Raw genomic sequence first — 13722 nt, forward strand, 5'->3', positions numbered from 1 at the left:
GGCTGGACATCGCCCGCCCGGCGCGTGACCCTGCCGGTCGTTCGACGCGAAAGGACCGACGATGCGCTACAGCCGCGACCTGCGAGGCTACGGAGAGACTCCGCCCGACCCGCGCTGGCCGGGGGGCGCGCGGATCGCCGTGCAGATCGTCGTGAACTACGAAGAGGGCGGCGAGAACTCGATCGAGCACGGCGATGCCGCATCCGAGGCGTTCCTTTCGGAGATCATCGGCGCCCAGCCCTGGCCCGGCCAGCGGCACTGGAACATGGAATCGATCTACGACTACGGCGCCCGGGCCGGGTTCTGGCGGCTCTACCGGATGCTCAGGGACGTGCCGGTGACCGTCTACGGCGTCGCCACCGCGCTCGAGCGCTCGCCCGAGCAGGTCGCCGCGATGCAGGCGGCGGGGTGGGAGATCGCCACCCACGGGCTCAAGTGGATCGACTACCGCAACATCGACCGGGAGACCGAGGCCGCCCACATTGCCGAGGCAATCCGCCTGCACACCGCCGTGACGGGATCGCGGCCGCTGGGCTTCTACCAGGGCCGGACCTCGATGAACACGGTGGCGCTGGGGTGCGAGGAGGGGGGCTTTGCCTATCTCGCCGACAGCATCGCCGACGACCTGCCCTATTGGCACGTGCACGAGGGGCGGCCGCAGCTGATGGTGCCCTATACCATGGACGCCAACGACATGCGGTTCTCGTCCGGGCAGGGGTTCGGGACGGGGACGGATTTCTTCGACTACCTGCGCGACAGCTTCGACGTGCTCTATGCCGAGGGCGCGGCGGGGGCGCCGAAGATGATGTCGGTCGGGCTGCATTGCCGCCTCGCCGGGCGGCCGGGGCGCGCGGCGGCGCTGCAGCGGTTCCTCGACCACGCCCGCGGGCATGAGGGGGTGTGGTTCGCCACCCGGCTCGACATCGCGCGGCACTGGGCGGCCGAGCACCCGTTCCGCGATGTGGAACGCCCCTCGGCGATGGACCGCGCGGCCTTCGTCGCCCGCTTCGGCGGGGTCTACGAGCACTCGCCCTGGGTGGCCGAGCGGGTCTGGGACGCCGAGATGGGGGCGGTCCACGACAGCGCCGCGGGGCTTGCGGCGCGCATGGCGCAGATGTTCCGGCAGGGGACCGACGCCGAGCGCCTCGCGGTGCTGAACGCCCACCCCGACCTCGCCGGCAAGCTGGCCGCGGCCAAGCGGCTGACCGCCGAGTCGACCGCCGAGCAGGCGAGCGCCGGGCTCGACGCGCTGACCGACGCCGAGCGGGCCGAGTTCACCCGGCTGAACGAGGCCTACACCGCCCGCCACGGCTTCCCGTTCATCATCGCCGTGCGCGACCACGACAAGGCGGGAATCATGGCGGCGATGGCGCGGCGGGTCGCCAACGACAGCGCCACCGAGCGCGCCGAGGCCGAGCGTCAGGTGACCCGCATCGCGGCGCTGCGGCTCGAGGCGGCGCTGGGGGAGGGGGGCGCTGCCCCCCGCCGCTGACGCGGCCCCCCCGGGATATTTGGGCAAAAGAGAATGGGTCCCGGGGCCGCAGCCATTCCCGGGGGCAACCGTCCGGCAGGGTGAGCCGGGGCAGGCGGGCCCTTCGACCAACGAGACAGAGTGAGGCGCAGATGATCGACGACACCACCCCGACCGGCAACATCGCCCCGATCCCCGGCGAGGACGCGGCGCCGCACCCCCCCGCGCCGCCCGCCACGCGCGGACCGCAATACGCCGGCCCGGTCGCCGGGCTGCCGCCGCAGACCGGGCTGACCACCGACACCGCCGTCTTCACCGAGGCCTACGCCGTCATCCCCCGCAGCGTCATGCGCGACATCGTGACGAGCTTCCTGCCCGGCTGGACCGGGATGCGGATGTGGATCATCGCCCGGCCGCTCTCGGGCTTCGCCGAGACGTTCAGCCAGTACATCGTCGAACTCGCCGAGGGCGGCGGCTGCGACGCGCCCGAGGACGACCCCGAGATCCAGTCGGCGCTGTTCGTCACCGGCGGCGAGATGGACGTGACCATCGACGGCACCACCCACCGGCTGACGCCCGGGGGCTTCGCCTATGTCCCGCCGGGGGTGGCGTGGGCGGTCCGCAACGCCTCGCCCGGGAACTGCGGCTTCCACTGGATCCGCAAGCGCTGGCAGCCCGCCGCGGGGGTCGAGCGCCCCGACCCCATCGTCACCAACGAATCCGAGGTTGCCCCCAGCCCGATGCCGGACACCGAGGGCGCCTGGGCCACCACCCGCTTCGTCGACCCGGCCGATCTGCGCCACGACATGCACGTCACGCTGGTGACCTTCCAGCCCGGCGGCTCGATCCCGTTCGCCGAGACGCACGTGATGGAGCACGGGCTCTTCGTCCTCGAGGGCAAGGCGGTCTATCGGCTCAACCGCGACTGGGTCGAGGTGGGGCCGGGGGACTTCATGTGGCTGCGCGCCTTCTGCCCGCAGGCCTGCTATGCCGGCGGGCCGGGGCGGTTCCGCTATCTGCTCTACAAGGACGTGAACCGGCACGCGCCGCTGTGGTTCGGCACCCACGGCTCGGGGCGGTAGGCGGCGCGTCAGGCGCCGCTCACCCGCCACACCGCGTTGCCCACGTCGTCGGCCACCAGCAGCGACCGCCCGTCGGGACCCACCGCCACGCCGACCGGGCGGCCCCAGGCCTCGCGTTCGTCGGGCGACAGGAACCCGTCGAGGATGTCGCGCGGCGGGCCGGCGGGGCGGCCGCCCGCGAAGGGGACGTGGATCACCCGGTAGCCTGACAGCTTGGCGCGGTTCCACGACCCGTGCTGGCCGATCACCATGCCGGCGCCGTAGCCCGGCAGCACCCCCTCGGGCAGCCAGCAGAGCCCGAGCGAGGCGGTGTGCCCGCCGAGCGCATAGTCGGGGGTGATCGCGCGGGCGACGGCCTCGGGGTTCGGGGGCACGCGGTCGTCCACGACCCGGTCCCAGTAGCACCACGGCCAGCCATAGAACCCGCCCTCGCGCACCGAGGTCAGATAGTCGGGCGGGGTCTCGTCGCCCAGCCCGTCGCGCTCGTTCACCACGGTCCAGAGCGCGCCGGTCTCGGGCTCGAACGCGAGGCCCACGGCGTTCCGCAGCCCCGTCGCGTATTCGCGAGCCGCGCCGGTGGTCAGGTCCAGCTCCCAGATCGAGGCGCGGCCCTCTTCGGCCTCCAGTCCCTCGTCGGCGATGTTGGTGAGCGAGCCGACCCCGGCGTAGAGCCGCCGCCCGTCCGGGGAGGCGAGCAGGCTGCGCGTCCAGTGGCCGCCGGGCTTGAAGCGGGCCAGCCGCTCGCCCGGCCCGTCGAGGCGCGTGGCGCCCTCGCGGTAGTCGAAGACCACCACCCCGTCGGTGTTGCCGACGTAGAAGCGCCCGTCCACCAGAGCCATGCCGAAGGGCTGGTTCAGCCCGTCGCGGAAGACGTGGCGGTGCTCGGCCCGCCCGTCGCCGTCCGCGTCGCGCCAGAGCGAGATCCGGTTGGCGCTGGGGCCGAGCGCGCTCGCCCGGCGCATGGTGGCGTGCTTGGCGCGGTCGAAGAGCGACTCGGGCTCGCCTGCCTGCTCGCGCGATTCGGCCACCAGCACGTCGCCGTTCGGCAGCACCTCGAGCCAGCGCGGATGCTCGAGCCCCTCGGCGAAGGCGTTGACCGCCAGCCCCGCGGCGGCGCGCGGGGTGCGGCCGCCGGACCAGCCCACCGCGGTCGGCATCTTGAGCGTCATCACCCGCTGCGGACGCGCCTCGGGGATCGCGGGGCGGGTGCCCACCGCCTGCTCGGCCGGGGTCGCGCCGCGGCGCAGCGCCACCATGACGCCGCCCACCATCTCTGCCGCCTTGCCGATCCAGTCCGCCATGCCGTCCCCCCTTGCGTTTCGTCCCACAACGCGCGCCACGGGGCGGGCCGTTCCGCCCGCAGTGCGCGCCTTCCACCCTGCGGCGGGGTGTGGGAAAGTGGCGAGCCCTCCCGCCCCGGCCTGTCCGCGGCAACCCACCGTCCAAGGCCCTGCCGATGCCCGTCTCTCCCGCACCCCGCCCGCGCCGCCAGCGCCCCACCCTGCGGCACGAGCGCGCCTGCTTCGCCGAGGGTGCCACGCTGGTCTGCGGCGTGGACGAGGCCGGGCGCGGGCCGCTCGCCGGGCCGGTCACGGCGGCGGCAGTGATCCTGCCGGCGCGCGGCATCCCGCGGGGGCTCGACGATTCCAAGAAGCTCGAGGCCCCTGAGCGCGCGCGCCTCGCCGCGCGGATCGAGGCCTGCGCCATCTGGGCCGTCGCCCACGCGAGCGTCGAGGAGATCGCCGCGCTCAACATCTATCACGCCAGCCATCTGGCGATGTGCCGGGCGGTAGCGGCGCTGGCGCAGGCGCCTTGCGTGGTGCTGGTGGACGGCAACCGCATCCCGCGCGACCTCGGCCGCCCTGCCCGGGCCATCGTGGGCGGCGACGCGCTGAGCCTGTCGATCGCCGCGGCCTCGATCCTCGCCAAGGTGGCGCGCGACCGGATCATGGTGGATTTGGCGCAACAGCACCCCGGCTATGGGTGGGAGCGGAACATGGGCTACCCCACGGCCGAGCACCGGACCGCGCTGCGCGACCTTGGCCCCACCCCATTCCATAGGCGCGGCTTTCCCGCAGTTCACAAGATATTGTGTCCAGAACTATCGCTAACAGACTGATTCAAAATACTATTTGACGCCGAATCACCTCTGACTCATCTTGGGGGCAAGAAACGGGCGGCCCATGCAGCCGACCCGGACCAGAGAGCAGAGATGACCCGCACCACCACACACCCGCGCGTTTCGCGCGCCGCCCCCGGCGTGCCGGACGACAGCCCCGCCACGCTGCCGCTGAACCAGATCCTCGCCGGAGACTGCATCGAGGTGATGAACGCCCTGCCCGCGGGCTCGGTGGACCTGATCTTCGCCGACCCGCCCTATAACCTGCAGCTGCGGGGCGAGCTGCACCGGCCCGACAACAGCCGCGTGGACGCGGTGGACGACCACTGGGACCAGTTCGGCAGCTTCGCCCACTACGACCGCTTCACCCGCGACTGGCTGGCGGCGGCGCGCCGGCTCTTGAAGCCGGACGGGGCGATCTGGGTGATCGGCAGCTATCACAACATCTTCCGCGTCGGCGCCGAGCTGCAGAACCAGGGGTTCTGGCTTCTGAACGACGTGGTGTGGCGCAAGTCGAACCCGATGCCGAACTTCCGCGGCAAGCGGCTGACCAACGCGCACGAGACGCTGATCTGGGCCTCGAAGTCCGAGGGGGCGAAATACACCTTCAACTACGAGGCGCTGAAGTCGCTCAACGAGGGCATCCAGATGCGCTCGGACTGGACGCTGCCGATCTGCACCGGGGGTGAGCGGCTGAAGGGTGAGGATGGCGCCAAGGCCCACCCGACGCAGAAGCCCGAAAGCCTGCTGCACCGGGTGCTGGTCGGGACCACCAACCCCGGCGACGTGGTGCTCGACCCGTTCTTCGGCACCGGGACCACCGGGGCGGTGGCCAAGATGCTGGGCCGCGACTGGATCGGGATCGAGCGCGAGGAGGCCTATCGCGAGGTCGCCACGCGCCGCCTCTCGCGCGTGCGCCGGCTGGATGCCTCGGCGCTGGCCACGACGACCGCCAAGCGGGCCGAGCCGCGGGTGCCCTTCGGCCAAGTGGTCGAGCGGGCGATGCTGCGCCCGGGCGAGGAGCTGGTGTCGATCAACGGCCGCCACACGGCGCGGGTGCGGGCCGACGGCTCGCTGATCGGGCGCGACGTGCGCGGCTCGATCCACCAGGTCGGCGCCGCGCTTGAGGGCGCACCGTCATGCAATGGCTGGACATATTGGCATTTTCGCCGCGACGGACAGATGATACCGATCGACATCCTGCGCCAGCAGATTCGGTCGGAGCTGGCCGCTGACGGCTGACGCAGGGTTCGCCGGTGTCTCGGGCGACCGGGGTTTCCCCCCGCGCGCCGCGGGACGAACTTGCCCCGCCAGGGTGACCTGGCGGGGTTTTTTTCTGCCCTACAGCGCCCCCCGCGGCATCGGCAACGCGCCCTGCGCGTAGGGTTTCCAGTCCGCGATGTCGGGATAGAACTGCCGCCGCCAGGCCCGCACCCGCGGGTTCATCCGCCGCCGCCACCACGGCGGGACCATCGCCACGAAGGTCATCGCCGGGTAGCCGTAGGGCAGCTGCGGCGCCTCGTCGGGGGTGTAGGTCTGCAAGAGCGGAAAGCGCCGGTCGGGCTTGTAATGGTGGTCCGAGTGGCGCTGGAGGTTGATGAGCAGCCAGTTCGACGCCGTGTGCGCCGCGTTCCAGCTATGGCGCGGGAGCACCGGCTCGTACCGCCCCTCGCCCATGTGGCGGCGGGTGAGGCCGTAGTGCTCGACGTAGTTGGTCAGCTCGAGTTGCCAGACCGCGACGAAGGCCTGCCAGAGGAAGAGGGCCAGCCCCTCCCATCCGCCGAGCACGGCGGCCAGCGCCAGCATCGCGCCCTGCAGGGCGGCGTAGCGCCAGAAAGGGTTGCGCCGGTCCCACCAGGGCCGCCCGGCGCGGGCCAGCAGCCGCCGCTCGGCGCGCCAGGCCGAGCGCGGGCAGTCGCTGAGCACGCGGGCGAAGAAGCGATAGAACCCCTCGTTGTAGCGCGCCGAGACGGCGTCGCGCGGGGTGGCGACCCAAGCGTGATGGACGAGCAGATGCTCGCTGCGGAAATGGGAATAGAGCGTCATGGCGAGCAGCAGGTCGCCCAACGCCCGCTCCCACGCGGGTTTCTGGTGCAGAAGCTCGTGGGCGTAGACCATGCCGATCGTGCCGGTCATCACGCCGAGGCCGAAGAACAGGCCCAGCTTCTCGCCGGTGCCGAGATGGGCGCCGTGGGTGGCGACCCAGATCGCGGTGAACAGCACCGCCGCCTGCACCGGCGGCCAGATCACCGTGATCGCGCGGTGCCAGACGAGCCGCGCGGTCGGGGTCTCGGGGTCCGGGTTCTCGGTGTTGAGCCCCAGAAGCGCATCGAGCCCGGTAACGAGATACCACGCGTAGGCCGGGATCAGCGCCCACCACCACCCGCCCCGCGCCATCGCCAGCCCGGCGAGCGGCACCAGCGCCAGCGACATCCAGAACGGCAGGGCGGAGCGGAGCGGGCTCATGCCAAGGGTTCTAGCGCGCCGCCGCCGCCGGCGGAACGGGGGACCGCGGCGGGGTGGGGGGATTTGGGCCGGAAAGACGCCGGATTGGGGCGGCTGCCCGTCGCACGGCGCGTGTTCAGAGCGCGGCGGCCGGTGCGGGCGCCCGTAGCGTGGGCGCGTGCGAGCCGCAGGCAGACCCCCTTGCAGCAATGCGCATCCGCGCTTACGCCGATCCGCGTGCGGGCGTGGCGGAATGGTAGACGCATGGGACTTAAACTCCCTGGGCCCAACGGCCGTGCGGGTTCAAGTCCCGCCGCCCGCACCATCGGCTTCCCGACCCAGATCAGCGCCCGCGGATGATCGACTGCGGGTTGCGCTCGATCGCGCGGGCGGTCGAGCCGACCGAGGCCGCCGCCCGCGCCACCTCGCGCAGCGCGCGGGTGAACTCGGCCTGCAGCGCGCCGTTGCCGCCGAAGCTCGACACCACCTGATCGGTCCGCGCGGCAAGCTGTTGCAGCCGCGCCGACAGCGGCGCGATGCCGTCCGCCGCCCGCCCGACCCGCGCCGCCGCTTCGCTGACCGCGGTCAGCGACTGGTTCAGCCGCTGCGCCGTGCCGCCCTCGTGCAGGTCCTTGAGCACCGCCGAGGCCGCCGCCAGCGTGTCCGACAGGTTCCGCGGCAGCGCCGCCGCGTCGTCCGAACCGATCATCGCCCGCAGGTCCGCAAGGATCCCCTGCGCCTCGGCCGAGAGCGCCGCGAAATCCACCGCCGCGACCGATTTGGCGGCGCTCCCCACCTCGCCGGCCGCCGACTCGATCCCGGTCAGCGCGCCGTCGATCTTGCCGTCCAGCCCCCGCGCGGCCTCGGTCACCTGCGCGGCGGCGGTCGAGACGCCGGTCAGCGCCTCGTTGAGCCGCCCGGCCGTCCCGCCCTCGCGCAGCTCCGTCAGCATCGCCGAGGCCTGGTCGAGCGTGCCGCCCAGCTTGCCCGGCAGCGCCGCCGCGGCGTCCGAGCCGATCAGCGCCCGCGCGTCGGCCAGCACCCCCTTGGCCTCGGTCGAGAGCGCGGCGAAATCCGTCGCCGCGACCGCCTCGGCGGCCTTGCCGACGCCGCTCGCGGCCGAATCGACGCTCGCCAGCGCGCCGTCGATCCGCGCCCCCAGCCCGTCGAACTGGGTCGAGAAATCCTTGAGCGTCGCGCCCACCCCGGCGATGCCCGACACCGCCTCGGAGATGTCGCCGATCGCCTGGTCCAGCTTGCCCGACGCCTGGTCCACGTTGCGCAGCACCGCATCGGCGTGGGCGAGGTTCTCGTCGCTCAAGAGCCGCGAGAGCTGGGCGGCCGAGTTGCGCAGCTCGTCCACCAGCTCGGGCGCGGCCTCGGTGATCGAATCGAGCGTCGAGCGCCCGGCGCGGATCTGCGGCAGCCCCTCCTCGGGCTCTTCGAGCAGGGGCGCGGTGCCGGTGCCGGCCGAGACCGAGACCGTGGACAGGCCGGTGATGCCCTGCGGGACCATCACCGCCTCGCTGTCGGTGCGGATCGGGGTGTCGGCGCGCAGCCTGAGCTGCACCCGCACCCGCCCGTCGGGGTCAAGCCGGATGTCGGTGACCTGGCCCACCGGCACGCCCGAGAACTGCACCTGCGTGCCGGCCGAGATGCCGCCGATCTCGGGGAAGACCACGACGTAATCGTCAAAGGCGTTCTGCCCGTCGCGGCCCATGAACCACATCAGGAACGCCAGCAGCCCCAGGAACCCGGCGATGGTGAAGCTGCCGATCAGCAGGTAGTTGGCTTTCGTTTCCATCGTCAGTCCCGTCCTGCCTGCGATCCCGCCGCGCCGTCTGCGGCCTCTGTCCGGTCCGCGCTGCCCGCGGCATCCGCCTCGGCCGCGCGCGCCCGCGGGCCGTGGAAATATTCGCGCACCCAGGGGTGATCGACACGCCCCATCTCGGCCATCGTGCCGGTGGCGAGCACCCGCTTCTCGGCCAGCACCGCGATCCGGTCGGCGCAGGCGTGCAGCGTGTCGAGGTCGTGGGTGACCAGAAACACCGTCAGCCCCAGCGCGTCGCGCAGGCCGACGATCAGCCGGTCGAACTCGGACGCGCCGATCGGGTCGAGGCCGGCCGTCGGCTCGTCCAGAAACAGGATCTGCGGGTCGAGCGCCAGCGCCCGGGCGAGCCCCGCCCGCTTCCGCATCCCGCCCGACAGCTGCGAGGGGTACTTGCCCCCCGCTGAGAACGGCAGCCCGGCCATGGCGATCTTGAGATCAGCGATGCCCTGCCGCGCCTCGGGCGAAAGCGGGTGGCCGCGCATCGGCACCTCGACGTTCTCGCGCACGGTCAGGGTCGAGAACAGCGCCCCGTCCTGGAACATCACCCCCCAGATCCCCTCGAGCGCCGCGCGTTCGGGCCCGGTCGCGCGGTGCACGTCGATGCCCGCCACCTCGACCGTGCCCGCGGCCGGGGTCAGCAGCCCGACGATGGTCCGAAGCAGCACCGACTTGCCGGTGCCCGAGCCGCCGACGATGCCGAGGATCTCGCCCCGCCGCACGTCGAGGTCGAGCCCGTCGTGGATGGTGTTGGTCCCGAAGCGCGTCACCAGCCCGCGGACCTTGATGATCGGCGCGTCTACCATCCGACCCTCGCAAAGAAGATCGAGAACAGCGCATCGGCGAGGATCACCGCAAAGATCGCCGACACCACGGATTGCGAGGTGCGCCGGCCGAGCGATTCGGTGTCGCCGCCGACCTGCATCCCGGCGTGGCAGGCGATCACCCCGATCAGCAGCCCGAAGATCGGCGCCTTGGCCAGCCCGGTCGCGGCGTGGTTCACGCCGGTGTTGGCCGCGACGCGCTGGACGAACATCATCGGCGTGATGTCGAGCGTCAGCCACGCCATGACCGCCCCGCCCGCCAGCCCCGCGATGTCCGCGATCAGCGCAAGGATCGGCATCATCAGCACGAGCGCCAGCACCCGCGGCACGATCAGCGCATCGTCGGGGTTGATGTCGAGCACCCGCATGGCGTCGACCTCCTCGCGCATCTTCATCGCGCCGATGGCGGCGGTGATGGCGGCGCCCGATCGGCCGGCGACGACGATGGCGGTCAGCAGCACCGCAAGCTCGCGCAGCACCGAGATGGCGACCAGATCGACAGTGAAGATCTCGGCCCCGAAGCTGCGCAGCTGCCAGGCGCCCTGATAGGCGATGACGACACCGATCAGGAACGAGATGGTGACGACGATGGGCACCGCAGCCAGCCCGACCTGCTGCGAATGGTGGACGAGCGCCGTCACCCGCAGGCTGCCCGGATGGGTCAGGCCGTACGCGAGGCGGGCGAGGAAGCGCCCGAGATATTCCGCCAGCGCGCCGAGATACCCCGCCGCTGCCGCGACCGCGCGGCCCACCGCCTCGACCGGCTGCCGCCAGCCGCCCGCGGCCTTCGGCGCAGGCGGGTCGGGGGTGGGCCAGGCGGCGATCACCGCGTCGAGCAGCGGCTGGCGCGCCGCCGGCAGCGCCTCGAGCGTCACGCCCCGCAACTGCGCGTCATGCAGGAACCAAGCCCCGGCGGTGTCCAGCCGGGTGAGCCCGCCAAGGTCGAGCGTCGCCACCCCCTCCATCGCGTCGGCGCCCGGCAGGTGACGCAGGTCGAGCGGCCCGGCCAGCGCCAGACGGTCGCCCGCGCGGCGCATCTCCAGCGCCTCCGGTCCCCGATCCCGCTCTGCGCCCACGCCCGGCCCCGCCTCGATACCCATCCCGCCGACCTGTGCATGGCCCGCGCCCCGGTGCAACGGCGTCGTCGCGTAGCCCCGGCCCGGCTGCGCCCGCCGCCGGACCCCCGGGCGGGCAGGCCGCCCCCTCTCCCTTGACGGAAATATCCCCGCCGGAGGCTCCGGCGCGTCCCACCCCGCGCCGCGGGCGGGACTACGCGCCCCCGCGCGCCCCCAGCACCCGGTCGAGCGCCGCATCGAGCGGGGCCGGGTCATCCAGCCGCAGCCGCACCGGCAGGGTCAGCACCTTGGGCCGGAACCGCGCCGGCAGCCGCGCCGCGTCCTTCTCGGTCGTCACGAGCTGCGCGCCGATGAGCCGCGCCTCGGCCTCGAGCCGGGTGAGAAGCTGGGGCGAGAACGGCTGGTGGTCGGCCAGCGGCTCGGCCCGCACCACCTCGGCGCCGAGGCCGCGGAGGGTGGCGAAGAACTTCTCCGGCCGCCCGATCCCGGCAAAGGCGAGCGCCCGCAGCCCCTGCCAGTCCATTCCCGTCGGCAGCGGCGCCAGCGCCCCGGTCAGCCGCGGCACCGGCAGGGTGCCGTGGCGCGCGCCGAACGCCGCCTGCGCGGGCGGCGCGCCGATCGACAGCACCAGGTCGGCGCGGGCCAGCCCCGCCGCCACCGGCTCGCGCAGCGGCCCGGCCGGCAGGCACAGCCCGTTGCCCCAGCCGCGGGCCGCATCCACCACCACCAGCGCGAGGTCATGGGCCAGCGCCGGGTCCTGGAACCCGTCGTCGAGCAGGATCGCCTGCGCCCCCGCCGCCACCGCCGCCCGCGCCCCCGCCACGCGGTCGCGCGCCACCCAGACGGGGGCGAAGGCCGACAGCAGCAGCGGCTCGTCGCCGACTTGGGCGGCGGTGTGGCGGCGTTCCTCGACCCGCAGCGGGCCGGTCTCGGTCCCGCCGTGGCCGCGGCTGACGACATGGACGGCCAGGCCGCGCGCCGCCAGCCGCTCGATCAGCGCGATCACCGTGGGCGTCTTGCCGGTGCCGCCCGCGTCGAGGTTCCCGACGCAGATCACCGGCACCCCGACCCGCGCCCGCCCGCCCCGCGCCGCGGTCCCGCGCGCGAGCCGCCGCGCGGTCCCCGCGGCGTAAAGCGCGCCCAGCGGCGACAGCAGCCGCGCCAGCACCCCCGGCGGGCGGTCCCAGAAACCGGGTGCCCGCAGCGTCATGGCAGCAGCCCCGGCGCGGTGTCGGGCAGGTCCGAGAGCACCGCCTCGGCGATGCGGCGCGAGACCTCGGCCCCCGCGGTCGCCTGTTGCCAGGCGGCCAGCGCCAGCCGCGCGGCGAGGTCGGCGGCGCCCAGCTCCTCGATCGCGGTGCCGAGCTGGACGGCGTTGCGGACCACCCGCGCGCCGCCGGCGTCGTCGAGCGCCCGCCACAGCTCCGCATGGGTGGCCAGATGCGGGCCGTGCAGGATCGCGGCGCCCAGTCCCGCCGGCTCGTGCGGGTGGCGCGGCGTCGCCTCGCCCGCGATCAGCGTGCCGCCCATGAAGGCCACGGGGGCGAGGCGATACCACAGCCCCAGCTCGGCGCTGTCCTCGGCCACCAGCACGTTCACCTCGGCATCGGGCTCCTCGTCCTGGTCGCGGCGGGCGACGGTCAGCCCGGCGGCCTCGGCGGCGGCGGCGATGGGGGCGGCATCCTCGGGGCGGACCGGCGCGGCGATCAGCAGCGCCCGGTGGTGCGAGGAGAGCACGGCGCGCTGCGCGGCCATGACCGCGGGGGCCTCGACCGCCGGAAGGGCGGCGGCCAGCCAGACGTGGCGGTTGGCGAGCATCGGGCGAAGTGCTGCATATTCCCGCAGGTTGCAGCGCAGGGGCGTCGCGACCGGGGCGGCGAGGCCCACGGTCTCGATCCGCGGCGGGGCGATCCCGGCGCGCATCGCGGCATCCTCGGCCGCGCGGTCGGGGACCAGCACCCGCGCGAGGCGGACGAGCGGCCCGCGGCGCAGCCCGCGCCAGGCGGTGCGGGCGGCGGCGGCGGCGATCTGGTGGCGGTCGGCGATCAGCGTGACGGGCACGCCCGCGTCGTCGCAGGCCGCGATCAGCGCCGCCGGGATGGTCCCGTCGGCGAGCACCAGCGCGGCGGGAAGGGTCCGTTCGATCAGCGCGCGGGCCGGGCCTGCGTCGGTGGGCAGCGGCGCGAGGACCGGCGCGCCCCGGCCCTCGCCCCCGGCGCCCGGCGGGCCGACCTGCGCCAGCCGCACCCCGCGCCGCCGCCGGCGCAGCGCCTGCGCCAGCCCTGGCGCCTCACCCACCATCAGGATCAGCGGCCCGTCGCCCTTGGGCAGCTGCGCGTGCCGGTCGGGCTGGCCCCCCCGCGCCCCCCTGAGCGAGAGCCACTGCGCGAGGTCGCCGAACGCCGCCATCGCCGCCGTCTCAGCCCGCGGGCGGCGGGGCGGCCGCGTCCTCGGGGTCGTGCAGCCGGTGCAGGTGGGCGATGAAGTAGCGCGTCTGCGCCTGGTCCACGGTGGCCTGCGCCTCCGCCTTCCAGGCGTCATAGGCGGCGGCGTAGTTCGGGTAGATGCCGACGACATGGATCGCCGACGGGTCGCGGAACTCGGTCGAGTGCGAGGCGGTCAGCTCTCCGCCATAGACGAGGTGCAGGCGCTGGGTCATCGGGTCACCTTTTCTGGAAGCCGTGGCGAGGGGCGGGATACATCCGCCGCGCGCCGAGACCAAGGGGCGAGCGCGGCGGCCGGATCGCTCAAATGCAAGATGTTCCGCGTTTGATCGGAAAGGGCGAATGTGCCATCCATGGGGCACGGCCAGGACGGCCCGGCGCATTCCGGTTTCGCGTGTGGTGCATGGAGCACGCGAGAAAGAGGGGTTCCGGT

General features: G+C 73.6%; 12 protein-coding genes and 1 tRNA gene. 5 read left to right on the plus strand and 8 right to left on the minus strand.

The features are described 5' to 3' along the window. Positions 1–61: 61 nt before the first annotated feature. Both puuE and HGN31_RS10470 read left to right on the plus strand, forming a co-directional pair. Entirely contained in the window at positions 62–1492 is a 1431-nt protein-coding gene (gene puuE / locus HGN31_RS10465; RefSeq protein ID WP_168783139.1) for an allantoinase PuuE, read from the plus strand. Between the two features lie 131 nt (positions 1493–1623). Then, positions 1624–2553, plus strand: coding sequence for a bifunctional allantoicase/(S)-ureidoglycine aminohydrolase (locus HGN31_RS10470; protein WP_081962593.1), 930 nt, complete (start codon positions 1624–1626; stop codon positions 2551–2553). Positions 2554–2561: 8 nt separating this feature from the next. Here the strand turns inward: HGN31_RS10470 and HGN31_RS10475 are convergent, their stop codons facing one another. Further along, positions 2562–3854, minus strand: a complete 1293-nt coding sequence (locus tag HGN31_RS10475) for a PQQ-dependent sugar dehydrogenase (RefSeq protein ID WP_168783140.1) — start codon at positions 3852–3854, stop codon at positions 2562–2564. A gap of 155 nt (positions 3855–4009) precedes the next feature. Between HGN31_RS10475 and HGN31_RS10480 the strand changes: the two genes are divergently transcribed. Next, positions 4010–4672: a ribonuclease HII gene (locus HGN31_RS10480; protein WP_168783141.1), complete on the plus strand. Its 663-nt coding sequence runs from the start codon at positions 4010–4012 to the stop codon at positions 4670–4672. A gap of 93 nt (positions 4673–4765) precedes the next feature. Continuing rightward, positions 4766–5914, plus strand: a complete 1149-nt coding sequence (locus HGN31_RS10485; RefSeq protein ID WP_081973129.1) for a site-specific DNA-methyltransferase — start codon at positions 4766–4768, stop codon at positions 5912–5914. A gap of 99 nt (positions 5915–6013) precedes the next feature. Here the strand turns inward: HGN31_RS10485 and HGN31_RS10490 are convergent, their stop codons facing one another. Further along, positions 6014–7138 carry an alkane 1-monooxygenase gene (locus tag HGN31_RS10490; protein WP_168783142.1) on the minus strand — a complete coding sequence of 375 codons (1125 nt, stop codon included), beginning with the start codon at positions 7136–7138 and terminating at the stop codon, positions 6014–6016. Positions 7139–7356: 218 nt separating this feature from the next. Between HGN31_RS10490 and HGN31_RS10495 the strand changes: the two genes are divergently transcribed. Then, positions 7357–7442, plus strand: a tRNA-Leu gene (locus HGN31_RS10495). Positions 7443–7460: 18 nt separating this feature from the next. On the opposite strand, the gene HGN31_RS10500 is transcribed toward HGN31_RS10495, so the two are convergent. The 6 genes from HGN31_RS10500 to HGN31_RS10525 all read right to left on the minus strand — a co-directional run bounded on the left by HGN31_RS10500 (position 7461) and on the right by HGN31_RS10525 (position 13504). Continuing rightward, on the minus strand, positions 7461–8921 hold the full coding sequence (locus HGN31_RS10500; RefSeq protein ID WP_168783143.1) for an MlaD family protein: 1461 nt from the start codon (positions 8919–8921) through the stop codon (positions 7461–7463). A 2-nt stretch (positions 8922–8923) separates the two neighbouring features. Then, on the minus strand, positions 8924–9751 hold the full coding sequence (locus tag HGN31_RS10505) for an ABC transporter ATP-binding protein (protein ID WP_168783144.1): 828 nt from the start codon (positions 9749–9751) through the stop codon (positions 8924–8926). Further along, positions 9745–10869: an ABC transporter permease gene (locus HGN31_RS10510; protein ID WP_244960970.1), complete on the minus strand. Its 1125-nt coding sequence runs from the start codon at positions 10867–10869 to the stop codon at positions 9745–9747. Before HGN31_RS10510 ends, HGN31_RS10505 begins: the two co-directional genes overlap by 7 nt. A 169-nt stretch (positions 10870–11038) precedes the next feature. Next, on the minus strand, positions 11039–12049 hold the full coding sequence (gene lpxK, locus HGN31_RS10515) for a tetraacyldisaccharide 4'-kinase (RefSeq protein WP_425325338.1): 1011 nt from the start codon (positions 12047–12049) through the stop codon (positions 11039–11041). A gap of 2 nt (positions 12050–12051) precedes the next feature. Then, a complete protein-coding gene (locus tag HGN31_RS10520) occupies positions 12052–13254 on the minus strand; it encodes a 3-deoxy-D-manno-octulosonic acid transferase (RefSeq protein ID WP_168783146.1) in 1203 nt (400 codons plus the stop codon). Positions 13255–13264: 10 nt separating this feature from the next. After that, entirely contained in the window at positions 13265–13504 is a 240-nt protein-coding gene (locus HGN31_RS10525) for a DUF4170 domain-containing protein (RefSeq protein WP_168783147.1), read from the minus strand. Between the last annotated feature and the right edge of the window lie 218 nt (positions 13505–13722).

This window comes from Paracoccus sanguinis (assembly GCF_012689545.1).
Classification (GTDB): domain Bacteria; phylum Pseudomonadota; class Alphaproteobacteria; order Rhodobacterales; family Rhodobacteraceae; genus Paracoccus; species Paracoccus panacisoli.

Bases quoted from the DNA above. Each gene is read 5' to 3' on its own strand.
- puuE (WP_168783139.1), top strand. From the start codon at position 62: ATGCGCTACAGCCGCGACCTGCGAGGCTACGGAGAGACTCCGCCCGAC.
- HGN31_RS10470 (WP_081962593.1), top strand. From the start codon at position 1,624: ATGATCGACGACACCACCCCGACCGGCAACATCGCCCCGATCCCCGGC.
- HGN31_RS10475 (WP_168783140.1), bottom strand. From the start codon at position 3,854: ATGGCGGACTGGATCGGCAAGGCGGCAGAGATGGTGGGCGGCGTCATG.
- HGN31_RS10480 (WP_168783141.1), top strand. From the start codon at position 4,010: ATGCCCGTCTCTCCCGCACCCCGCCCGCGCCGCCAGCGCCCCACCCTG.
- HGN31_RS10485 (WP_081973129.1), top strand. From the start codon at position 4,766: ATGACCCGCACCACCACACACCCGCGCGTTTCGCGCGCCGCCCCCGGC.
- HGN31_RS10490 (WP_168783142.1), bottom strand. From the start codon at position 7,138: ATGAGCCCGCTCCGCTCCGCCCTGCCGTTCTGGATGTCGCTGGCGCTG.
- HGN31_RS10500 (WP_168783143.1), bottom strand. From the start codon at position 8,921: ATGGAAACGAAAGCCAACTACCTGCTGATCGGCAGCTTCACCATCGCC.
- HGN31_RS10505 (WP_168783144.1), bottom strand. From the start codon at position 9,751: ATGGTAGACGCGCCGATCATCAAGGTCCGCGGGCTGGTGACGCGCTTC.
- HGN31_RS10510 (WP_244960970.1), bottom strand. From the start codon at position 10,869: ATGGGTATCGAGGCGGGGCCGGGCGTGGGCGCAGAGCGGGATCGGGGA.
- HGN31_RS10520 (WP_168783146.1), bottom strand. From the start codon at position 13,254: ATGGCGGCGTTCGGCGACCTCGCGCAGTGGCTCTCGCTCAGGGGGGCG.
- HGN31_RS10525 (WP_168783147.1), bottom strand. From the start codon at position 13,504: ATGACCCAGCGCCTGCACCTCGTCTATGGCGGAGAGCTGACCGCCTCG.